The organism is Halomonas sp. 113 (assembly GCF_904067645.1).
Taxonomy (GTDB): Bacteria; Pseudomonadota; Gammaproteobacteria; order Pseudomonadales; family Halomonadaceae; genus Vreelandella; species Vreelandella titanicae.
In genome coordinates this window covers 4,613,894-4,631,242 of the sequence record NZ_LR881453.1, presented here as the reverse complement: position 1 = coordinate 4,631,242, position 17,349 = coordinate 4,613,894, and the positions used below count along the sequence as shown (strand labels likewise).

General features: G+C 55.6%; 16 protein-coding genes. 10 read left to right on the top strand and 6 right to left on the bottom strand.

Features of this window, described 5'->3' with window-relative positions; all coding sequences use genetic code 11:
- The first annotated feature begins 90 nt into the window (after positions 1–90).
- From YERSI8AC_RS21650 to folE2, 6 genes are all read left to right on the top strand, one after another.
- Positions 91–837 (top strand): metal ABC transporter ATP-binding protein, encoded by a 747-nt coding sequence (locus YERSI8AC_RS21650; protein ID WP_022521502.1) that lies wholly within the window; start codon positions 91–93, stop codon positions 835–837.
- Positions 827–1,660: a metal ABC transporter permease gene (locus tag YERSI8AC_RS21645; protein WP_159177551.1), complete on the top strand. Its 834-nt coding sequence runs from the start codon at positions 827–829 to the stop codon at positions 1,658–1,660. Before YERSI8AC_RS21650 ends, YERSI8AC_RS21645 begins: the two co-directional genes overlap by 11 nt.
- A gap of 73 nt (positions 1,661–1,733) precedes the next feature.
- Positions 1,734–2,396 (top strand): DUF1826 domain-containing protein, encoded by a 663-nt coding sequence (locus YERSI8AC_RS21640; protein WP_236557387.1) that lies wholly within the window; start codon positions 1,734–1,736, stop codon positions 2,394–2,396.
- 123 nt (positions 2,397–2,519) lie between these two features.
- Positions 2,520–2,999 (top strand): RNA polymerase-binding protein DksA, encoded by a 480-nt coding sequence (gene dksA, locus YERSI8AC_RS21635; RefSeq protein ID WP_084625482.1) that lies wholly within the window; start codon positions 2,520–2,522, stop codon positions 2,997–2,999.
- A 6-nt stretch (positions 3,000–3,005) separates the two neighbouring features.
- The gene (locus YERSI8AC_RS21630; RefSeq protein WP_041159028.1) at positions 3,006–4,121 is read left to right on the top strand and encodes a CobW family GTP-binding protein; all 1,116 of its coding nucleotides are present in this window, start codon (positions 3,006–3,008) and stop codon (positions 4,119–4,121) included.
- Positions 4,118–5,020 (top strand): GTP cyclohydrolase FolE2, encoded by a 903-nt coding sequence (gene folE2 / locus YERSI8AC_RS21625; RefSeq protein ID WP_041159027.1) that lies wholly within the window; start codon positions 4,118–4,120, stop codon positions 5,018–5,020. Before YERSI8AC_RS21630 ends, folE2 begins: the two co-directional genes overlap by 4 nt.
- A gap of 92 nt (positions 5,021–5,112) precedes the next feature.
- On the opposite strand, the gene YERSI8AC_RS21620 is transcribed toward folE2, so the two are convergent.
- The gene (locus YERSI8AC_RS21620) at positions 5,113–5,853 is read right to left on the bottom strand and encodes an HIRAN domain-containing protein (RefSeq protein WP_022521508.1); all 741 of its coding nucleotides are present in this window, start codon (positions 5,851–5,853) and stop codon (positions 5,113–5,115) included.
- 1 nt (position 5,854) lies between these two features.
- Positions 5,855–6,844, bottom strand: coding sequence for a HipA domain-containing protein (locus YERSI8AC_RS21615; protein WP_022521509.1), 990 nt, complete (start codon positions 6,842–6,844; stop codon positions 5,855–5,857).
- Between the two features lie 382 nt (positions 6,845–7,226).
- Here YERSI8AC_RS21615 and YERSI8AC_RS21610 point away from each other — a divergent pair, with 382 nt between their 5' ends.
- Together YERSI8AC_RS21610 and YERSI8AC_RS21605 are read left to right on the top strand one after the other, a co-directional pair.
- Positions 7,227–8,501, top strand: a complete 1,275-nt coding sequence (locus tag YERSI8AC_RS21610; protein WP_041159026.1) for an O-acetylhomoserine aminocarboxypropyltransferase/cysteine synthase family protein — start codon at positions 7,227–7,229, stop codon at positions 8,499–8,501.
- Between the two features lie 338 nt (positions 8,502–8,839).
- Positions 8,840–9,463 (top strand): hypothetical protein, encoded by a 624-nt coding sequence (locus YERSI8AC_RS21605; RefSeq protein ID WP_041159025.1) that lies wholly within the window; start codon positions 8,840–8,842, stop codon positions 9,461–9,463.
- Between the two features lie 69 nt (positions 9,464–9,532).
- Here the strand turns inward: YERSI8AC_RS21605 and speB are convergent, their stop codons facing one another.
- The gene (speB, locus tag YERSI8AC_RS21600; RefSeq protein WP_041159024.1) at positions 9,533–10,435 is read right to left on the bottom strand and encodes an agmatinase; all 903 of its coding nucleotides are present in this window, start codon (positions 10,433–10,435) and stop codon (positions 9,533–9,535) included.
- A gap of 163 nt (positions 10,436–10,598) precedes the next feature.
- Between speB and YERSI8AC_RS21595 the strand changes: the two genes are divergently transcribed.
- Positions 10,599–11,552, top strand: coding sequence for a LysR family transcriptional regulator (locus YERSI8AC_RS21595; RefSeq protein ID WP_041159023.1), 954 nt, complete (start codon positions 10,599–10,601; stop codon positions 11,550–11,552).
- Positions 11,553–11,648: 96 nt separating this feature from the next.
- Positions 11,649–12,320, top strand: a complete 672-nt coding sequence (locus YERSI8AC_RS21590) for a response regulator (RefSeq protein WP_152618922.1) — start codon at positions 11,649–11,651, stop codon at positions 12,318–12,320.
- A 6-nt stretch (positions 12,321–12,326) separates the two neighbouring features.
- Here the strand turns inward: YERSI8AC_RS21590 and YERSI8AC_RS21585 are convergent, their stop codons facing one another.
- The 3 genes from YERSI8AC_RS21585 to ercA are packed head-to-tail and all read right to left on the bottom strand — an operon-like array spanning position 12,327 to position 17,339.
- On the bottom strand, positions 12,327–14,489 hold the full coding sequence (locus YERSI8AC_RS21585; RefSeq protein WP_052475692.1) for an insulinase family protein: 2,163 nt from the start codon (positions 14,487–14,489) through the stop codon (positions 12,327–12,329).
- Entirely contained in the window at positions 14,482–16,179 is a 1,698-nt protein-coding gene (locus tag YERSI8AC_RS21580) for a PAS domain-containing hybrid sensor histidine kinase/response regulator (RefSeq protein WP_041159021.1), read from the bottom strand. The genes YERSI8AC_RS21585 and YERSI8AC_RS21580 overlap by 8 nt, the downstream gene beginning before the upstream one ends.
- On the bottom strand, positions 16,176–17,339 hold the full coding sequence (gene ercA / locus YERSI8AC_RS21575) for an alcohol dehydrogenase-like regulatory protein ErcA (protein ID WP_041159020.1): 1,164 nt from the start codon (positions 17,337–17,339) through the stop codon (positions 16,176–16,178). Before ercA ends, YERSI8AC_RS21580 begins: the two co-directional genes overlap by 4 nt.
- Positions 17,340–17,349 lie beyond the last annotated feature (10 nt).

Genomic DNA, 17,349 nt, shown 5'->3' with positions numbered 1-17,349 from the left:
TTTTCTGGGTTCGAACATAGGCATCGACACTCGCCTATGCGATATAGACATGTTATAACATAACAAATACAGAAAAGACGACCTTCAATTATGCGGCTTGCTCAGCCTCCTGATCACGATGCGATTCTGAACGTTCGCCAACTGAACGTTCGTTTCGGCGGACAGCATATCCTCGAGAACATCAATCTCGATTTATATCGGCAACAGGTGGTGACCCTGATTGGCCCTAATGGCTCGGGGAAATCCACACTAGTGAAAACGCTGATCGGTGCGGTAACGCCCACCACCGGCCAGGTGACCATCGCCCCGCAGCAGCGCATCGGTTATGTGCCCCAGCGGCTTCACCTGGATCCTACCTTGCCCATGACGGTCAAGCGTTTTATCAACTTGCCCCGTCGCCACCCCCATCGCAGTGTGCAAAAGGCGCTGGAAGATGCCGGCGCCGAGGCATTGATCAAGGCGGCAATGAGCGAGCTATCGGGCGGCCAGTTCCAACGCGTGCTGTTAGCCCGGGCGCTGCTGGCAAAACCCGATATTCTGATTCTCGATGAAGCGACACAAGGGCTTGATCACCGAGGTACCGCTGAGTTCTACCAGCATATCGAAAGCGTGCGCCGCAGCTACGGCTGCGCTGTACTGATGGTCAGTCACGACCTCCACGTCGTGATGCGTACCGCCGATCATGTGCTGTGCCTGAATCGTGTTATCTGTTGCGAGGGCAAGCCCGAGCAGGTGGCCTCATCGCCGGACTATCAGGCGCTGTTTGGCGATCAGACCGCCCAGACCTTAGCCTTCTACCGCCACCATCAGCATGAGGAGGCCGCCAATGCTGGATGATTTTATGTGGCGGGCGATGATCGCCGGTGTATTAGTGGCCATGGCCGCCGCCCCGTTGGGGTGTTTCGTGGTGTGGCGGCGTATGGCCTACTTCGGCGATGCGACCGCCCACGCCGCCATTCTGGGCGTGGCGTTAGCGCTGTTATTGGACGTCTCCATCTTCTTAGGCGTACTGACGGTCGCCCTTGTGATGGCAAGCTGTGTGTCAATGCTCAGTGGGCGTGGCTATGCCATGGATACCTTGCTCGGGGTAATGGCGCACTCGGCTCTGGCCATCGGCCTGGTGGCGGTGTCGTTTCTGGCCGGCGTACGCATCGACCTGAGTGCCTATCTGTTTGGCGATATTCTGGCCGTTGGGAAAACGGATATCTGGATTATCGGCGGCGGAGTGGCGCTGGTGCTGACTCTGCTTTTCTGGCGCTGGTCCTCGTTATTGACCGCCACGTTGAGCGACGAGCTTGCTTATGCCAGCGGCATCCACCCACGGCGCGAACAGCTGGTACTCACCCTGGCACTCGCGGTGGTCGTCGCCGTGGCGCTGAAAGTAGTGGGCGTGCTGCTGATAGCCGCCTTGTTGATCATCCCAGCGGCCACCGCCCGGCCTTTTTGCCGTACGCCAGAAGCGATGACGGTTCTGGCCGCGGGGATTGCCATACTGGCGGTGACGGCAGGGCTGAGAACTGCATATGTGATGGATACCCCGACCGGCCCAACGATAGTCACGCTCGCCGCTGTGCTGTTTACCCTGGCGACGGTTGTGACCCAAGGCTGGCGCTTATTGCGTCAGCGCCTCCAGCCCGCGTCCTGTCATTCCGGTAAATAGTGCGGTGGAAGCAGTGACAACCTCCTTTGCCGTATACCCCCTTAGTTCATTAACAGCGCTTATGGAGTCATTGATGTCTTCGCTTATGCCTGCAGTACCTGCTGCTCAATTGACGTTGCCAGACCATGCCGCCAGGGGTCACGACATCAGCGTGTTGCCGCGTATCTTTGAAGACGCCATTAACATCGCGATCTTCCAGCGCCCGCTGCCCACCGATATTGCCTTTAGCGCCCAGGCGCAGTGCCAAACGGATCGTGCCTGGCAATATAGCTGGCTTGGTCACCCCGATGAAGCCTTCATCGCCGATTTGCGCCGTCACATGCCCGCCCCGGGCGCGGCTTCCTCGCTGATTGAGGATATGGCGACGATCGCCGAAGCCATCGCCTTTCTGTTTGACACCCAAACCGTCGGCATTCGCCTGCGCCTGCTCAATAGCGCCATGTGCCCGCGCTTTCACTGCGATAACCTCCCCGTGCGCATGGTGACTACCTATTTTGGGCCGGGCAGCGAATGGCTGCCCGAGCACGCCATTAACCGCGAGGGCCTGGGCGCGCCGCACCCCGAGCGACCCGATATCGCAACCGATACCAGCGCTATTCAACACCTTTCGCCGGGGGACATAGCGTTAATCAAAGGAAGCGGCTGGGTAGGCTGCGAAGAGCGGGGCCTGGTGCATAGAAGCCCTGCGCTGGAAAACGGTAGCAAACGACTACTCATGACCATTGAGCCTGCTTAATAGCCGCTATCTCAGCAGCTATCTCGACCACTGGGAACGATCATCGACGAGTGCAGTTATGTCTTGATCAGGTCAATATCGCGAGAACAATGAATGGGTAACCAAAGTATGAATGTGCAACATATGAGTAACCAAAATACGGATGAAAAGGCGGTCAACGTTGACTGGGAGAATGAGTCATCTGAAAAAGCATGGGAAGCCAAGCTATTAGCCATGCCCACCAGTGACTATATGAACGATGAACAGCTGCAGTTCTTTCGTCATCGTCTGCTTGCCGAGCGAAGTGAACTTGAGGTGCACTTAAAAGAGATCAAGACCGCAATTGCCTCCCATGAGCGAGATAGCGATGAAGCGGATCAAGCCTCGTTTGAAGAGGAGTTGCGTCTAGCTCTTCGCCAAGCCGATCGGGAAAGCCGCTTGCTTAGCAACATTGAGGCGGCATTAAAAAGAATTGAGAACGGCGAGTACGGTTACTGCGAAGAGACCGGCGAACCTATCGGGCTCCCAAGGCTGTTTTTTAGGCCTACAGCGAAACTATGCATTGAAGCCAAAGAGCGTCAGGAGAGTAAAGAACACCACTATCGTAAAGCCAGGTGGGAGTGAGCCGTTATGCGGGAGCCACCATTAATCCCGATCAATGTACTGACCGGTTTCCTCGGCAGTGGAAAAACCACGCTACTCAACCGCTGGGTACACCAAACCTCCATGGCCAATACCCTGATGGTGATTAACGAGTTTGGCGCCATCGGGTTGGATCATCAATTGATTACCCAAAGCGATGAGCAGGCGGTGATCGAAATGAGCAGCGGATGCTTGTGCTGCACGCTACGGGGCGACCTTAGTCGCACGCTACAACAAGCATTGGAAGATCTGGAGGCCCAAGACAAAGCCCTACCGTCTCGGGTAGTGATCGAGACCACCGGGCTGGCATCGCCTACCTCGCTGCTGCAACTATTGATGACGGATCACTGGCTGGCGCACCGCTTTAAGCTGGATAGTGTGGTGTGCTGCGTCGATGCGGCGAACGGCATGGGGACTCTTGATGCACACCGGGAGTCGCAGCAGCAGGTGGCGGTGGCCGAAAAGCTATTAATCACCAAAACTGACCTGGCCAGCGAGGAGACGGTTTCCCAGTTGGCTAATCGACTGGCTCGACTCAACCCAGCGGCTGAGCAGTGGCAGGTAATCAACGGCGAACTTTCGGCGGACTTGTTAGTGGGGGCAGGGCTGGCCCGCCATGCTCCTGATGCCGACACGGGCAACGACGCTCACAAGGATGCCCAGGCGTATCAGGTCGAGAAGTGGCTCAAAGCAGGCAGTTACACCGTGCATCAAGCAGCGCCTTTAACGCCCCGGCTGCTCACCGGCGCGCCGCTCGGTTCTTATCAGCCCGAAGGCAACTCCCACAGCGACAACATTAAATCGTTCTGCTTTAGTGTTAACGAGCTTATTGAGCCTGAGGTGCTGGAAAATTGGTTGGATATTTTGATGTCGCTAATGGGCGATAAAATGCTGCGCATTAAAGCCATTGTCCATCTTACTGACAGGGATACGCCACTCGCACTGCACGGTGTGCAACATATTTTTCATCCACCCGCGCCGCTGCCCAAGAACAGCGTGGGAGACCGTGTATCTCGCTTTGTATTTATTACCCAAAACGTGACGCCGGAAACAGAGGCTGAGTTGTACCGCTTTTTTCATGCATCCCAAGAGGTGGCCCAATGACTGTTTTAACCCTGCCTGATGTAGCCAGACAAACCGCCCGCTCACCGGCCGCTTTGACCTGGGTAGGCATGGAGGGCATCGCACTCCCCATCCGACTAGGCAGCCGCAGTGTGACGGCCAAACTCAACGCAGGGGTCAGCCTGGATGACGCTGATGCACGGGGAATCCATATGTCCCGGCTGTATTTGGCGTTGGCACCGCTTGAAGAAGCACCGCTGACACTTCCAGTGGTTAAGGGCGTATTGAATGCATTTTTAACCAGCCAAGATGGCTTATCGCAGCATGCTTATCTAAGCATCGAAGGCGAGCTTCCGCTTAAGCGGCAAGCCTTGATCAGCCCTTTAGCCGGGTGGAAAAGTTACCCCTTCACCTTGCGCTGCCAATTAACGCACGCTGGCTTTCAGGCTGAACTCGACCTTACAGTGTGGTATTCGTCCACCTGCCCCTGCTCGGCGGCGCTGGCAAGGCAGCTGATTCAGCAGGCCTTTGAGGAAGATTTTGCGGAAATCCCGTTAACCAAATCTGCGGTATCTGCGTGGCTAGGTAGCGAAGAAGGGATACTCGCAACGCCCCATAGTCAGCGCAGCAGTGTCGAATGCAGTTTGCGGTTATCTGAAAGCGAAAACGGAGAATGGCCCCTCGCGGATTCTATTGAAAACTCGATTGACCGTATCGAGCGAGCACTCGGTACCGCGCTGCAAACCGCGGTAAAACGTATCGATGAACAGGCCTTTGCCCTCGCCAATGGACAAAACCTGATGTTCTGTGAAGACGCGGCCAGGCGGCTGGATAAAGCACTACGGCAAGCGCCGGGGGTATCTGGGTTTCAGCTCAAGGTCGTGCATGCTGAAAGCCTGCACGCCCATGACGCGGTGGCGCGCAGTGAGTGGAATTGGTAAACGTGTTTGGACTGTTTCTGGCCTACTCGCGCTATACAAAGCGCAAGCAGCAAGGGGAGCTCCAGATAATGGAGTATTCAGCATCAATGGGTCTAAGCTTGCATTTTTAGCGCTTGAAAGGGTAGGTCGCCTCTTAAAATACGCGTCAGAATATAGACAAGCGGGCGTTCTGATGTCCCGTTGGTGCGAAATACTTCCCCTTCGAGGGTCGCGCCTTCTTTTAACATGCGGTGCAGCATGTCGAGGTTTCCTCTCGGGACATAGCCCAGTTTGCACCCAGCGCTTTCGATGCGGATAGCATCAGCATCCACAGGGTTCTCAGGTTCGGGGACAAATTGAACACTGCTGCCTACCTGTAAATCTGTTATCTCAAGCTGTGATTCGTGCCGAAAGCCTGCTATTTCGATTAATACCTCGAAGGTTTCAGGTGGGTTGTCGAAAGGGTGAACAAGTTCAAAACCGTCATTGGGTAGCTTGGCGCCACTGTAACCCAGTAAAGCGAAGTCGCTAATGTTGGCATCCTCTGGGATAGCGCGCAGTTCCAGATAACGCCCAAAATCACGACGACTGCGTGGCGGCAAGCGGCGAGTGAAAGCTTCCAATACTTGATGATTGTGCTCTGCTTGCCTCATAGAAAATGCTGGGTAGCCTCGAAAGCCCAAAAGCTTTGCTTCTGCCATCTCTGAGCTATCCAGGGCATACACCAGAACCACGTTATTGTCCCGCTTGACCAATTCTCCCACTAGATAGCGAGAGCGCATTTTGCTCTCGCGTGCCTGCCAATAAAGCAGCAGCCGGTGTGGTTCCACCAAGTGTTCGATTAAGCGGGTCATATCAGTTCTCCAGAGCCTGTAAAAGGCGCTCTCTCCTTGTCAGAGTCAAAAACGCTATGAAGTCAGCACGTTCTTGGGTAATGGGATGTGGGGTGTCAAAGTAAGTTAAGTCATTCAGGATGTCTCTAAGGTCATCATCGCACCAACGTTGTAAGCGTTCTATCAGTATTGGTCGAATAGCAGGGAATTGCTGACAATACTGAGTAACACCCTGAATAAGCGGCAGGCGCTTTTTGTCGCCTTTGGCCCAGCGCATGTGGTGCTGCCCTCTGTTAAGGTAGGCATTGAATTCATTATGGTCGCGCATCATGCGCTGCATTTTCTGGGGCTGCAACTCGTGACCGAGGCTGGTGCCATTATCAAAGTAGGGCGTGTAACGGGCAGTTGGGCCGTTTTCTCCCCAAATCAATCCCCAATTCTCTTGATGGCGATCAGTGTTGCCAATTAACGCATCAAAACATAGGCAAAGCCCCCAGTATTGTCGCCAATCATGGGTAAGCCATCCGCCTCTCTCTAGCACACGGCTTAGTTCGATAATGGATGTTAAATTATGCTGCCTGCCTTTATCTATATCAAACGCTGGTATAAGCCGTTGCAAGTAATCTACGCCAGCAACATAGCGATCTTCCCTGCTATCGGCATAGCCAATAAACCACTCGTTGACTGTACCTGGCTCGTTTCGAGACGAGTCAAAGGCAACAAAAACGGGTGGTAGGGTAAGGCCCATTAATCGGCCGATATGAAAAGCGATTACCTCCGCCCAATATTGATCGGGGTATCGTGGCTCAGAGCTTTTCGCGCTTTTAATAGCTTCTTTAAATAAATATCGATGTCCAGGAACACAGAAATCATATGGGGCGGGGTCGGGACAGACGCGGAGTGATTTGTCACGAGCGCCTACTGGGAAGACTTCATAATCTTGGTGAACATCCCAGCCTGTGATGTCAATCACCTGGTCTGGTCGTTGATGAATGTCTTCACGGTTAATCATGGTGTCATTCCTCTTCACCTGAAAATAAAAAAGTCCTCCCGTAGCTTCACCATATTGCAGATCAACTGATCGAGGGCACGATACCTTTAACCTCACTTAAACACTAAATTAAACATATAGCGTACAACCATGAAATACCCTCAGACGCCGCAAGGCGGAGGAATAAAACGCTTCGTTAGATGCCTAGCGTAGCCAGGGATACAGCTTAAGGTTGTGCATACGGGAAGCTTGCACGCCAACAATGCAGTGGCGCGCAGTGAGTAGTGTTGGTTAACGTGTGTGGTCTCGCCTGGTAGATCGGAGACGAACGATTGTTGGCCTTCCTCGCAGCGCTTGTTTAGGATCAATAGCGGATCTCAACAAAAACTAGCGAGCCGTTCTCATGAAGCCAGAAACCATTGCCCTCCACCATGGCTATTCGCCTGATTCACAAAACGCCGTGGCGGTGCCGATTCATCAAACCACGTCGTTTTCCTTCGACAACGCGCAGCACGCGGCGGATCTCTTTGATCTTAAAGTCGAAGGAAACATTTACTCGCGCATTATGAACCCGACCTGCGCCGTGTTGGAGCAACGGGTAGCCGCGTTGGAAGGCGGTATCGCTGGGCTAGCGGTGGCATCGGGAATGGCAGCGATCACCTATGCGATTCAGACCATTGCTGAAGCGGGCGATAACATTGTCTCGATCAGCGAGCTGTATGGCGGTACCTACAACCTGTTTGCCCACACCTTGCCGCGCCAAGGCATTCAGGTGCGTTTTGCCGACAAAGACGATATTGATGGCATCGAAGCGCTGATCGATGAGCGTACCAAAGCGGTTTTCTGCGAAAGCATTGGTAACCCCTCGGGTGGCGTGGTCGACCTAACAAAGCTCGCCGAAGCGGCGCATCGTCATGGGGTGCCGGTAATAGTTGATAACACCACGGCGACGCCGTTCTTATGTCGGCCGATTGAGCACGGGGCGGATATTGTCGTCCACTCGGCGACCAAATATATCGGCGGCCACGGCACCACGGTGGGCGGTGTGATTGTTGATTCAGGCACCTTTCCCTGGGCCGAGAATGCCAGCCGCTTTCCGCTACTCAACGAGCCTGATGTCTCCTATCACGGTGTGAGCTATACCCGTGATGTGGGCGATGCGGCCTTTATTGCCCGCGCCCGGGTGGTGCCGCTACGTAATATGGGCGCGGCGCTTTCTGCTCAAGCGGCCTGGAACCTGCTCCAGGGATTGGAAACGCTGTCACTACGGATTGAGCGTATCTGTGCCAATGCCTTAGCGGTTGCCAAGCATCTGGAAAGTCATCCGTTGGTCACCTGGGTGCATTATGCTGGCTTGGAAAACCATCCCGATCATGCGCTGGCCCAGCGTTATATGAACGGCCATGCCTCGGGGATTCTTAGTTTTGGCATTGAAGGTGGGCAGGCCGCTGGTGAGCGCTTCTACGATGCGCTGGCGCTGATTCTTCGCCTGGTGAATATCGGCGATGCCAAAAGCTGTTCTTCCATTCCCGCCTCTACCACGCACCGCCAACTCAACGAGCAGGAACTAAAAGCCGCTGGTGTCACGCCGGATATGGTGCGCCTATCGATCGGCATCGAGCATATCGACGATCTGCTGGCGGATATTGATCAAGCGCTGGCGGCCTCTCAAGGGTAGCGCAGAACTGATTCAAAACCCGTCCAATAACAAGTGGCGTTAGGTGTAGGCCTAGCGTCATGTTGTTTACGACATCAGCTTACAATAGTTAGAATCATTAAGCTGGCTTAACCTCCGCAATCAACTCTGCCTAGCGCTAGCATCTGCTCGACTGCGACCAGTATCTCGAGCCAGTTCTGCTCGTTTTAGCATATGTACAATGCTTATTGCGACGTTTGAGTTGATGAAGTTTCTTTCGGTGCTGAATTCGAACTAATGGCCAGTACTTCAAACGAGAAAGTTGTAGCGGAAGAGCTGCGCGGTTTCGAGATGACTGTTAATTTACAAGGAGAAATGCCATGAAAAAGCTACCTTCGTACTGCGGGATGCTGCTTGCTAGTGCTTTGGTGCTGCCCGTATCGACTGTCGCGGTGGCCGATGAGGTCGTCGAACAGATCGAGTTGGGTCTTGAACTCTATCAGGAAGAGGATTATGGCGGCGCCCTCACCGAACTCGAGTTCGCGATAAGCGACATTCGCAAACTGCAGTCGGGCCGTCTCGCCGAGACCTTCCCCACGCCGCCTGAAGGTTGGGAGGCTGAGGATGCCGAATCCGATGGCGGTGGCGCCGCGGCTATGATGGGCGGCGGAGCCATGCTTGAACGCCAGTACAGTGAAAGCGATGGCAGTGGCCGGCTTAAGGCAAGCATAATGATCGACAACCCCATGGTTCAGGGCATGGCTGCACTGTTCAACAACCCGGCCATGTTGACCGCCCAACCTAATACCGAGCGGGTTCGCATGGGCCGTGAATCGGCCATCGTCAAGTGGGAGCCCAACCGCTCTCAAGCTGAGGTCACCATGTTGCTTGATGGGCGCATTCTGATCCAGGTGGAGGGGGAGAACTTGGCATCCCAGGATATGGCGGTGGAGCTAATGCGCAGTTGGGATATCGACGCAGTGCGTGAACAAGCCGGTCGCTAGCATTGCTGAGGCGATCGATAACCCAATAGCAGGTGCTAGAGCACTAATGGCGCCCTTTACGTTCAGCCATCAAGCGCTCTTAGATGCTGCCAGCGTATACAAAAATTCCAGCCCTAATGTCGCGGCGGCAAGCGAGGTAATGTCGCCGTGATCGTAGGCGGGGTTCACTTCCACCACGTCCATACCGACCAGTTCCATGCCTACCATGCCACGGATCACTTTCAGCATCAGGTCGGTGGACATGCCGCCGCACACCGGTGTACCGGTACCAGGGGCGTAGGCGGGGTCGAGGCCGTCAATATCCAGGGTAACGTAGGCCGGGTGATAACCGACGCGGGCACGAATGCGCTCAAGCACGGCCGCGGCACCGTGGTCATTGACCCAGTCCGCATCCAGCACCTCGTAAGGGTGGTTGTGGCGGTCGTAGCTGGTGCGAATGCCAATTTGCAGCGAGTGCTCGGGCACAACTAGTCCTTCTTTGAGGGCGTGGTGAAAAATGGTGCCGTGGTCAAAGCGCGTGCCTTGCTCGTAGGTGTCTGTGTGGGCGTCAAAATGGATCAGCGCCAGCGGGCCGTGTTCCCGGGCGTGGGCGCGCAGTAGCGGCAGGCTAATGTAGTGGTCGCCACCCAGGGTAAGCATCTTTTTACCCGCGCTTAACCAACGATTGGCGTGAGTCTCCAGGTTATCGACTAGACTTTCGGGCTCACCATAAGCGTAATCAACGTTGCCTGCATCGCACACCTTGAGGCGCTCTTCCAAAGCAAAGTCCCATGGCCAGCGCTTGCCTTCCCAGATCAGGTTAGCGGTACTTTGACGAATAGCATTCGGCCCCATGCGGGTGCCAGAACGGCCAGAACAAGCAAGGTCAAAAGGAACGCCACTCACCACAACGTCGGCGTCGGTTGCCTTAGGATCCGTTGCTTTTGCTACGCCCATAAAGGTAGAAATCACATCGCCATAAAGGCTGGGCATGGTTTGTGTTTGTGGGTGGGTCACCGGTGTGCTTCTCCTTGCGTGCTGGATTATCGTTGATAGTCGCGTGTGGCGAATAAGCAGCAGACAATAAGCAATTACCAGTGATAAATTAAATGAATGTTTAGAATTTAACCATTCGTGATATGAATAATGAGAAGCTATGCGCTCGCTACGCCATTTCGACCTAAATCTACTGCTGGTATTTGAGGCGCTGATGCACGAGCGTCACGTCACTCGCGCGGCAGAAACGTTGCATTTAAGCCAGCCAGCCTTGAGCCATGCCTTAAAACGGCTGCGTGAATCGCTGGATGATCCACTGCTAGTGCGCACCGAAAACGGTATGCAGCCGACACCCCGAGCACTTGAGCTGCTGCCCGTGGTGCAACAGGCGCTAGCGATGCTACGCCAAGGTCTTGCGCCCCCCGCGATGTTTACGCCTGCCAACAGCACACGACGCTTTACGCTCGCCACCACGGATTACTTTGAAGAGGTCATGTACCCGCTCTTTTTAAGTCAGCTGTTGTGTTATGCGCCGGGCATTAGCTTTTCCATTGAGCTGATTACCCCGGATGTGCTGAGTGAGGGGTTGGAACAGCGCCAAATTGATATGGTGGTAGGGCTGGATAGCCAAAGCGCGTTGCCCAGTGGCGTGATTCAGACCCCCTGGATGGATGAGGAGCTGGTCTGCTTGGCTGCTACCCATAATGATCGCGTGGGCGATGGGCTGAATATTGGTCAGTTTGCGAATGCGCTCCATGTGGAGCTGGCGGATATTAGCGGACTGCGCCCCAGTAATATCGATAGCTGCTTGGTTCAACACGGCTTAACCCGCCGTGTCATCTCTAAAAATCTCAACTACATCGCCGCGGCGCGGGTGGTGGCGCTGACGGAAGCGATCATGACGCTGCCACGTCAGATGGCTGAGCGCTTTGTCATGATGCTGCCGGTGCGTATGGTGGAGCCGCCCAAAGAGCTCCCAACGCTGAAAATGACTCTGATCCAGCATGGGCTGTTTGCCAATGAGCCTGCTCTCATCTGGCTAACTCAATCACTGATCGAGTTCGCCGACACATTCCGGCAGCAAGCCTCTTCAGGGGCACTGCGGCCCGCTTGATGGTTGGAAGTAGCTTCAATAAAGGCGAGTGACTTAGTAGAGTGTCAGCAAAGACGCAGTAAGCGGGATTTAGCTAAACCACAGGCAACCATAATAATGACAGCAATGTATAAACTCCTGATTGCCGACGATCACCCCCTGGTACGTGACGCTATGGCGCGCGTGATTCGTGAAGCTTACGCAGATGCTGAGATTGTCGAGGTGGAAGATTTTGATGCGGCTCTTGCTCATGCCCAGCAAGAGCCTGATCTTGACTTGATATTGCTAGATTTAAATATGCCTGGCATGAATGGGTTTACGGGCCTTTTGCGGCTGCGTAACGAGCAGCCTACGATTCCAGTAGTGATTGTTTCTGCGGAAGAGGATAAGCAGATTATTCTTCAGGCGGTCTCTTGTGGTGCAGCGGGGTTTATCCCCAAATCATTGCCCCGTGATCAGATGCGCCATGCCATTGCCCAGGTGCTGGAAGGCAATATCTTTCTACCTGCCGATGCCATGCGCGCGCCGGACAGTATTCGTAAGCGTCGCCACCAGGAGCAGGGTTTTACTGCGGAACAGCTGCGCCAACTGACCCGCAAACAGCTACAGGTGTTGGAACACATGACCCGCGGTGAATCTAACAAGATGATTGCCTATCATCTCAATATCGCGGAAACCACGGTGAAAGCCCATGTGTCGGCGATCTTGCGCAAGCTGGGTGTGACCAGCCGCGTACAAGCAATTTTATCGGCCAACGATATCGATTTTTCTCAGTTCCTCAAGCGCTGACTCGCCTCAATCGTTGACGCGATAGTGGCCAGTACTATCTAACCAGTGGGTTTGCCAGTGGCCGTGGGTGTTTATCAGAGTGAGTAACTCGTTAAGCGCCTGTGAGTTGGTGCTTTGCTGCCCAAGCCGATGCAGTGGCTGATCAGTGCCTGACAAGAGGCTTTGCCACTGGGTAATCAGCGCGGCGAGGGGCGTTTCAGGCCGTGTTAGAGAGTGTTTAAGAGAGGTTGGCGTCTGTAGGATATCTTCCGCCGCTTGCCACAGGGCATCGGTGATGGAGAGTAGTTTTTTCCCTACAGGTTCAGCGTCTTCACTGGTTTGCACCACATAGCCAAGTGAGCAGGGCGCACCGTCGCTTCTGCGTACCGCCGCGACATACCCCAAGTGATGGTCATACCGCGCCTGCTGAAAAAAGGCCGCGCTGTGGTGCTGCTCAGCAAGGACTAATAGCCAGCGCTGGGTGGGCGTGCCCGGTAAGCTCAGTGTGCGCATGATGGCTGTGCTGGCCGACCCATTGATAGAAGGCGTCTGCACAGAACGTGTTGCTATGCGGCTGGCCAAATCTGCAAGCGCGTGGCAAACGACATCTGCATCTGCTTCATGGGAAACCCATACCGCAGGCGTGGCAGGCAGCGGTGTTAAGCGCTGTACCAACCGCTGAGCCAGAAGCCCTTGGGGGACAATTGCCGTATTAACATTCGCTTCTTTCAGCAAGGTTTGCATGGCAACTGTCGCTCCCTCCCCCACGGTTATCACCCAACTGCCCTGGGCTAGTTGCATGTGCTGGCATATCACGCCGCTGCGTGCGCACCGTTTGGCAGCCAGAGGGGCGGGAAGGAACATTGCGTTGGGTATAAAACAGGCTGCCCAGGTGGTGTCGGCAAGTGAGGCGAAATCATCGCTGACACCATACTGGCCGCACCAACGCTGCACATGTGGGACGGCCGCCAAGTGTGCTGCATCGTCAGCATGCTGGAACGTTGTAGGCGCGCTATAAACTAGCCAGTGGGGAACTGGCCAGCGATCCCTGGTGGGGAAATATGGTTGAGCTGCTGTATTGGCAGCAAGCCGCCGCGCCAATGCTTGCTGGCGCGCATAGACAAACCACGCCGCCGCCAGTTGCACGGTACCGGCAGGGGGCCGCCAAACGGTGCGGTGATCAATAGGGGCCGTCGCGAGCGGGGCTGCTAGACGTTCGCTGAGGAAAGCCTCAAGCACTTCCAGTCGCTCCTGCGGCGCGGTACCGGTTAACGCCAAGCTGAAGGTGTCTGTAGCCCCGGTTGGGGCGGCAGTCGCGTGGTAGTCGATAATCGAGTTAGCTAACTGATCCACCAGGTAGCCTTGGTTTAACGAATCAGCAACGTCGCTAAGGGCGTTAAACTGATGACGTGAAACGGACGATGGTAGCGGCCACAATAGCTCAACGGCGTGGGCCGTCCCGACCACCTTCGCGCGGGGCAGGCTGCCCCAGCGGGGCGTAATGGCAAGCGCCGGAGCGTTGGGTGGTAGCGGGTTAAACAGCGTTGCCATGCGTTGAATAAGGCGGGTCACCGCTTCTGTGGCCCTGGGGCTGATAATTGCAATGCTAACGCGGCCGCCGTGGTAGTGGTTGCGGTGAAACGTGGTCAGCGCCTCATGAAGCAACCAAATGTGATGGCCCAGCGTTTGTGCGTTGCCGTGGCGGCAGCCAGCACCGATATGCTGCGGGTCACTGAGCGTGGCGATGGCTGATAGCCGTTGCATTGCCGAGCTGTGTTGGCGGGCCTGCCATTCGGCGTCAATGGCGGCGACTTCGGTGCGAATGGTCGGCGGCGAAATAGTGGGCGTGGCCAACTGGCTGGCAACAGTGAGAGCCGCCGCTTCTAGGCTGTCTGCCGGGATCGAGAGATGCACATCGGTGACGTAGTCATCGGTGTGGGCGTTCAGGCTGCCCTGGTGCTGGGCAAACCAAGTGAGCAGGCTGGTGTTAGAGGAGGCTGTCAGTGGTGCAGTGGTGAGCACGTGCTCCAGTAAGTGGGCCAGACCTGGTAGGGTGGAAGGCTCATCCAAATAGCCCGCTGCAATAGTGATGCTAACGTGGGCATGGGTTAAATGGGGTGCGTGGGCCAGCATGCCCTGCACGCCGTTAGGCAGGGAGATGCAGGTCTGTGGGAAGCGTAGGTTAGCCATTGAGCAGGCTGCGTAGTAGTGCGCGCAGTTTGCCGGGGCGTACCGGCTTGTTTAACTGCGGCACGCCGGCATTGCGTAACCGCCTTTGCCAGTGATCAGAGCGGTCGGCACTGATAATGGCTGCGGGTAAGTGCGGGTCATGCCAATGGTGGCGAAGTTGTCGTATGGCCTCCAACCCGGTCACGCTATCGTCTAAGTGCAAGTCGACCAGCAACATATCCGGCGCCTCCAAGCAGGCTTTGGCGGCCACCATATCCAGCGCGGTATCGCAACTGACCTGCCATTCACTTAGCAACAGCGCCATGCCTTCAAGAATGGCTGGTTCGTTATCCAGGATCAGTACGCGCACCCCTTCGAACTCGGCGTCAGCGGAAAACGGCGCGCTGGGGGTGGGTATTTGGCTAAAGGAAACAGCGCTGGCACGGGGCACCCTAACCGCAAAACAGGAGCCTTGGCCGGGTGCAGAGCGCACAGAAAGCGGGTGCTCAAGGCGCTGGCTAATCCGTTCCACAATCGCAAGCCCTAGGCCAACGCCCTGGCGATCGCGCGCGCGGGTGGCATTGAGTTGATGAAATTCGCGGAAAATAAGCTGGTAGTCGCTTTCGGGAATACCAATACCGCTATCGACGACGTTTATAGCCAGGCTGGTGTCACCGTGGCGTCGTACGCCTAGGCAAATGCCGCCACGCTGGGTATAGCGGCAAGCATTAGCCAGAAAGTTGCGCACAATACGGCTGAGTAGATGAGGGTCGCTGGTCACCGCTTGATGGCAGGGCACATAGCGCAGCGTTAACCCTTTTCGTTGCGCCACGGGGGCAAACTCGTCAGCGAGATTGCTAAGAATATCGTCGAGATTAAAGTGGCGTAGTTGCGGCTGTACCTGGCCGTGATCCAGTTTTGAAATATCCAAGAGATCGGAAAGAATCGCTTCGGCGCCTTCCAGCGAGTTTTGCACCCTCTCAACCAGGGCTAGATTATCGCTGTCGTTCAAGCGCTCCTGTAGTGAGGCCACCAATAAGCGTGCAGCGTTCATGGGTTGCAGTAGGTCATGGCTAGCGGCGGCTAGGTAGCGGTCTTTGCTGAGGTTGGCAAACTCGGCAGCATCGCGCGCGCTTCTAAGCTCCTCATTGAGTCGTTCAAGTGCCTGGGTGCGATCAGCTACCCGGGCTTCCAAGTGGGCGTTGAGTGTTTCTAAGTGCTGGCGGGCGCGCTCACGCTCGGTAATATCTGCCACAAAGCCTTCGATCAGGTCTTCGTCTCCGGCAAGCTCGGCGGGCTTTTTGATCAGCGTAATGGCGACGGGAACTTGGTGATCAGAAGCTCCTTGCAGCAAGGTGGTTTGGCCTGTTACGTGCCCTTGAATGAGCAGCAGGTCGCGCAGCTGTTGCCCAGTGGTAGCATTAACAAAGAGCGCGTCAAAGCGGGCACAGCGCTCCAGGGTATGCGCTACGCTGCTATCGTCAAGCATGGCGGCAAGTGCCGGGTTGGCGGCGCGCAGTTTGCCAGAGAGCGATGCCTGAAAAATGCCGTGTAGAGCGTTTTCAAACAGCCATTTATAGCGATTGCGCTCAACTTCAAGCTCTTCTAAGCGCACTGAAAGCTCGCGATAGTAGCTTTTGCGCGCCGACTGCTGACCCAGCCCGAGCAGATCGCTGACCGAAAAGCCCGAAGGATCGTTGGCTTTTTTCATAGCGCCTCTTCGTACACCACCGCTACATCCCTTGAGTTGGAACGGCGCGGGTTGGTCAAAATACAAGGGTCGCCCAGCGCGTGGTTGGTGAGGAACGGCACGTCGCTGCGTGAGACGCCCATCTTGCTAAGCGTGCCTCCCAGACCAACCGCATGTTTTAAATCGACTAAGTACCGGAACAGCGATTTTTTGATCTGCTGCTGTGACAGCCCTCGGCAGTCGATACCGACGGCTTCGGCGACCCGCTTAAAACGATCGGGGGCGGCATCATAGTTATAGGCCACCACATGCTCTAACAGCATAGCGTTGCACAAACCGTGGGGGAGATCCAAGAAGCCGCCCAAACTATGCGACATAGCGTGTACTGCGCCCAATATAGCGTTTGAGAACGCCAAGCCCGCTTGCATGCTGCCCAGCATTACCTGAGCGCGCAGCTCGCCATCGGTAGGGTTCGCCACCAGCGCCTCAAGATGGCTGCTGATCAAACGCATGGCTTCCAAGGCGTGGGTGTCGGTGAGCGGGCCGCTGCCGGTTGAAACGAACGCTTCAATGGCATGCACTAACGCGTCGACCCCGGTACAAGCGGTCAGGTAGGGCGACATGGTCATGGTGACTTCAGGATCGATCAGCGACACATCCGGCACGACGGCCTTGCTGATAATCGAGAATTTCATGCGCCGCTGCTGATCAGAAATAATCGCAAACTGGGAAATATCCGCCGAGGTGCCCGCCGTTGAAGGAATAAAAATCAGCGGAGGAATCGGCACGCGAATAGTATCAACGCCTTCAAAATCGAGAATGTGCCCGCCGTGGGCCGTGACGATGCCAATCCCCTTGGCGCAGTCCATCGGGCTGCCACCGCCTATCGCCACAATCGCCTTGCAGCCGGTTGCACGATAGATCTCGGCACCGGCCATAATCTCATCTACCCGGGGGTTGGGGGAGACGGCGGTAAAACGCTCAACGGCAATGTTGGCTTCCAGCAGTTTGGCTTCAATATCGGCCACCCAGCCTGCCAGCAGTACGCCAGGATCAGAGACCAGAAGTACCTTTTCTGCCCCAAAAGTAGAGACGTAATTGCCTGCCGCGTGGCGGGCACCGTCGCCAAAAATAATTTCAGGCGCGACAAACTTACGAAGTTGCGTGAGTGGCGAAGTCATGGGGCGGTCT

Bases quoted from the DNA above. Each gene is read 5' to 3' on its own strand.
- folE2 (WP_041159027.1), top strand. From the start codon at position 4,118: ATGACTGTTTTAACCCTGCCTGATGTAGCCAGACAAACCGCCCGCTCA.
- YERSI8AC_RS21615 (WP_022521509.1), bottom strand. From the start codon at position 6,844: ATGATTAACCGTGAAGACATTCATCAACGACCAGACCAGGTGATTGAC.
- YERSI8AC_RS21650 (WP_022521502.1), top strand. From the start codon at position 91: ATGCGGCTTGCTCAGCCTCCTGATCACGATGCGATTCTGAACGTTCGC.
- YERSI8AC_RS21640 (WP_236557387.1), top strand. From the start codon at position 1,734: ATGTCTTCGCTTATGCCTGCAGTACCTGCTGCTCAATTGACGTTGCCA.
- ercA (WP_041159020.1), bottom strand. From the start codon at position 17,339: ATGACTTCGCCACTCACGCAACTTCGTAAGTTTGTCGCGCCTGAAATT.
- YERSI8AC_RS21620 (WP_022521508.1), bottom strand. From the start codon at position 5,853: ATGACCCGCTTAATCGAACACTTGGTGGAACCACACCGGCTGCTGCTT.
- YERSI8AC_RS21605 (WP_041159025.1), top strand. From the start codon at position 8,840: ATGAAAAAGCTACCTTCGTACTGCGGGATGCTGCTTGCTAGTGCTTTG.
- YERSI8AC_RS21585 (WP_052475692.1), bottom strand. From the start codon at position 14,489: ATGGCTAACCTACGCTTCCCACAGACCTGCATCTCCCTGCCTAACGGC.
- YERSI8AC_RS21580 (WP_041159021.1), bottom strand. From the start codon at position 16,179: ATGAAAAAAGCCAACGATCCTTCGGGCTTTTCGGTCAGCGATCTGCTC.
- YERSI8AC_RS21590 (WP_152618922.1), top strand. From the start codon at position 11,649: ATGACAGCAATGTATAAACTCCTGATTGCCGACGATCACCCCCTGGTA.
- speB (WP_041159024.1), bottom strand. From the start codon at position 10,435: ATGCCCAGCCTTTATGGCGATGTGATTTCTACCTTTATGGGCGTAGCA.
- YERSI8AC_RS21645 (WP_159177551.1), top strand. From the start codon at position 827: ATGCTGGATGATTTTATGTGGCGGGCGATGATCGCCGGTGTATTAGTG.
- YERSI8AC_RS21610 (WP_041159026.1), top strand. From the start codon at position 7,227: ATGAAGCCAGAAACCATTGCCCTCCACCATGGCTATTCGCCTGATTCA.
- dksA (WP_084625482.1), top strand. From the start codon at position 2,520: ATGAGTAACCAAAATACGGATGAAAAGGCGGTCAACGTTGACTGGGAG.
- YERSI8AC_RS21595 (WP_041159023.1), top strand. From the start codon at position 10,599: ATGCGCTCGCTACGCCATTTCGACCTAAATCTACTGCTGGTATTTGAG.
- YERSI8AC_RS21630 (WP_041159028.1), top strand. From the start codon at position 3,006: ATGCGGGAGCCACCATTAATCCCGATCAATGTACTGACCGGTTTCCTC.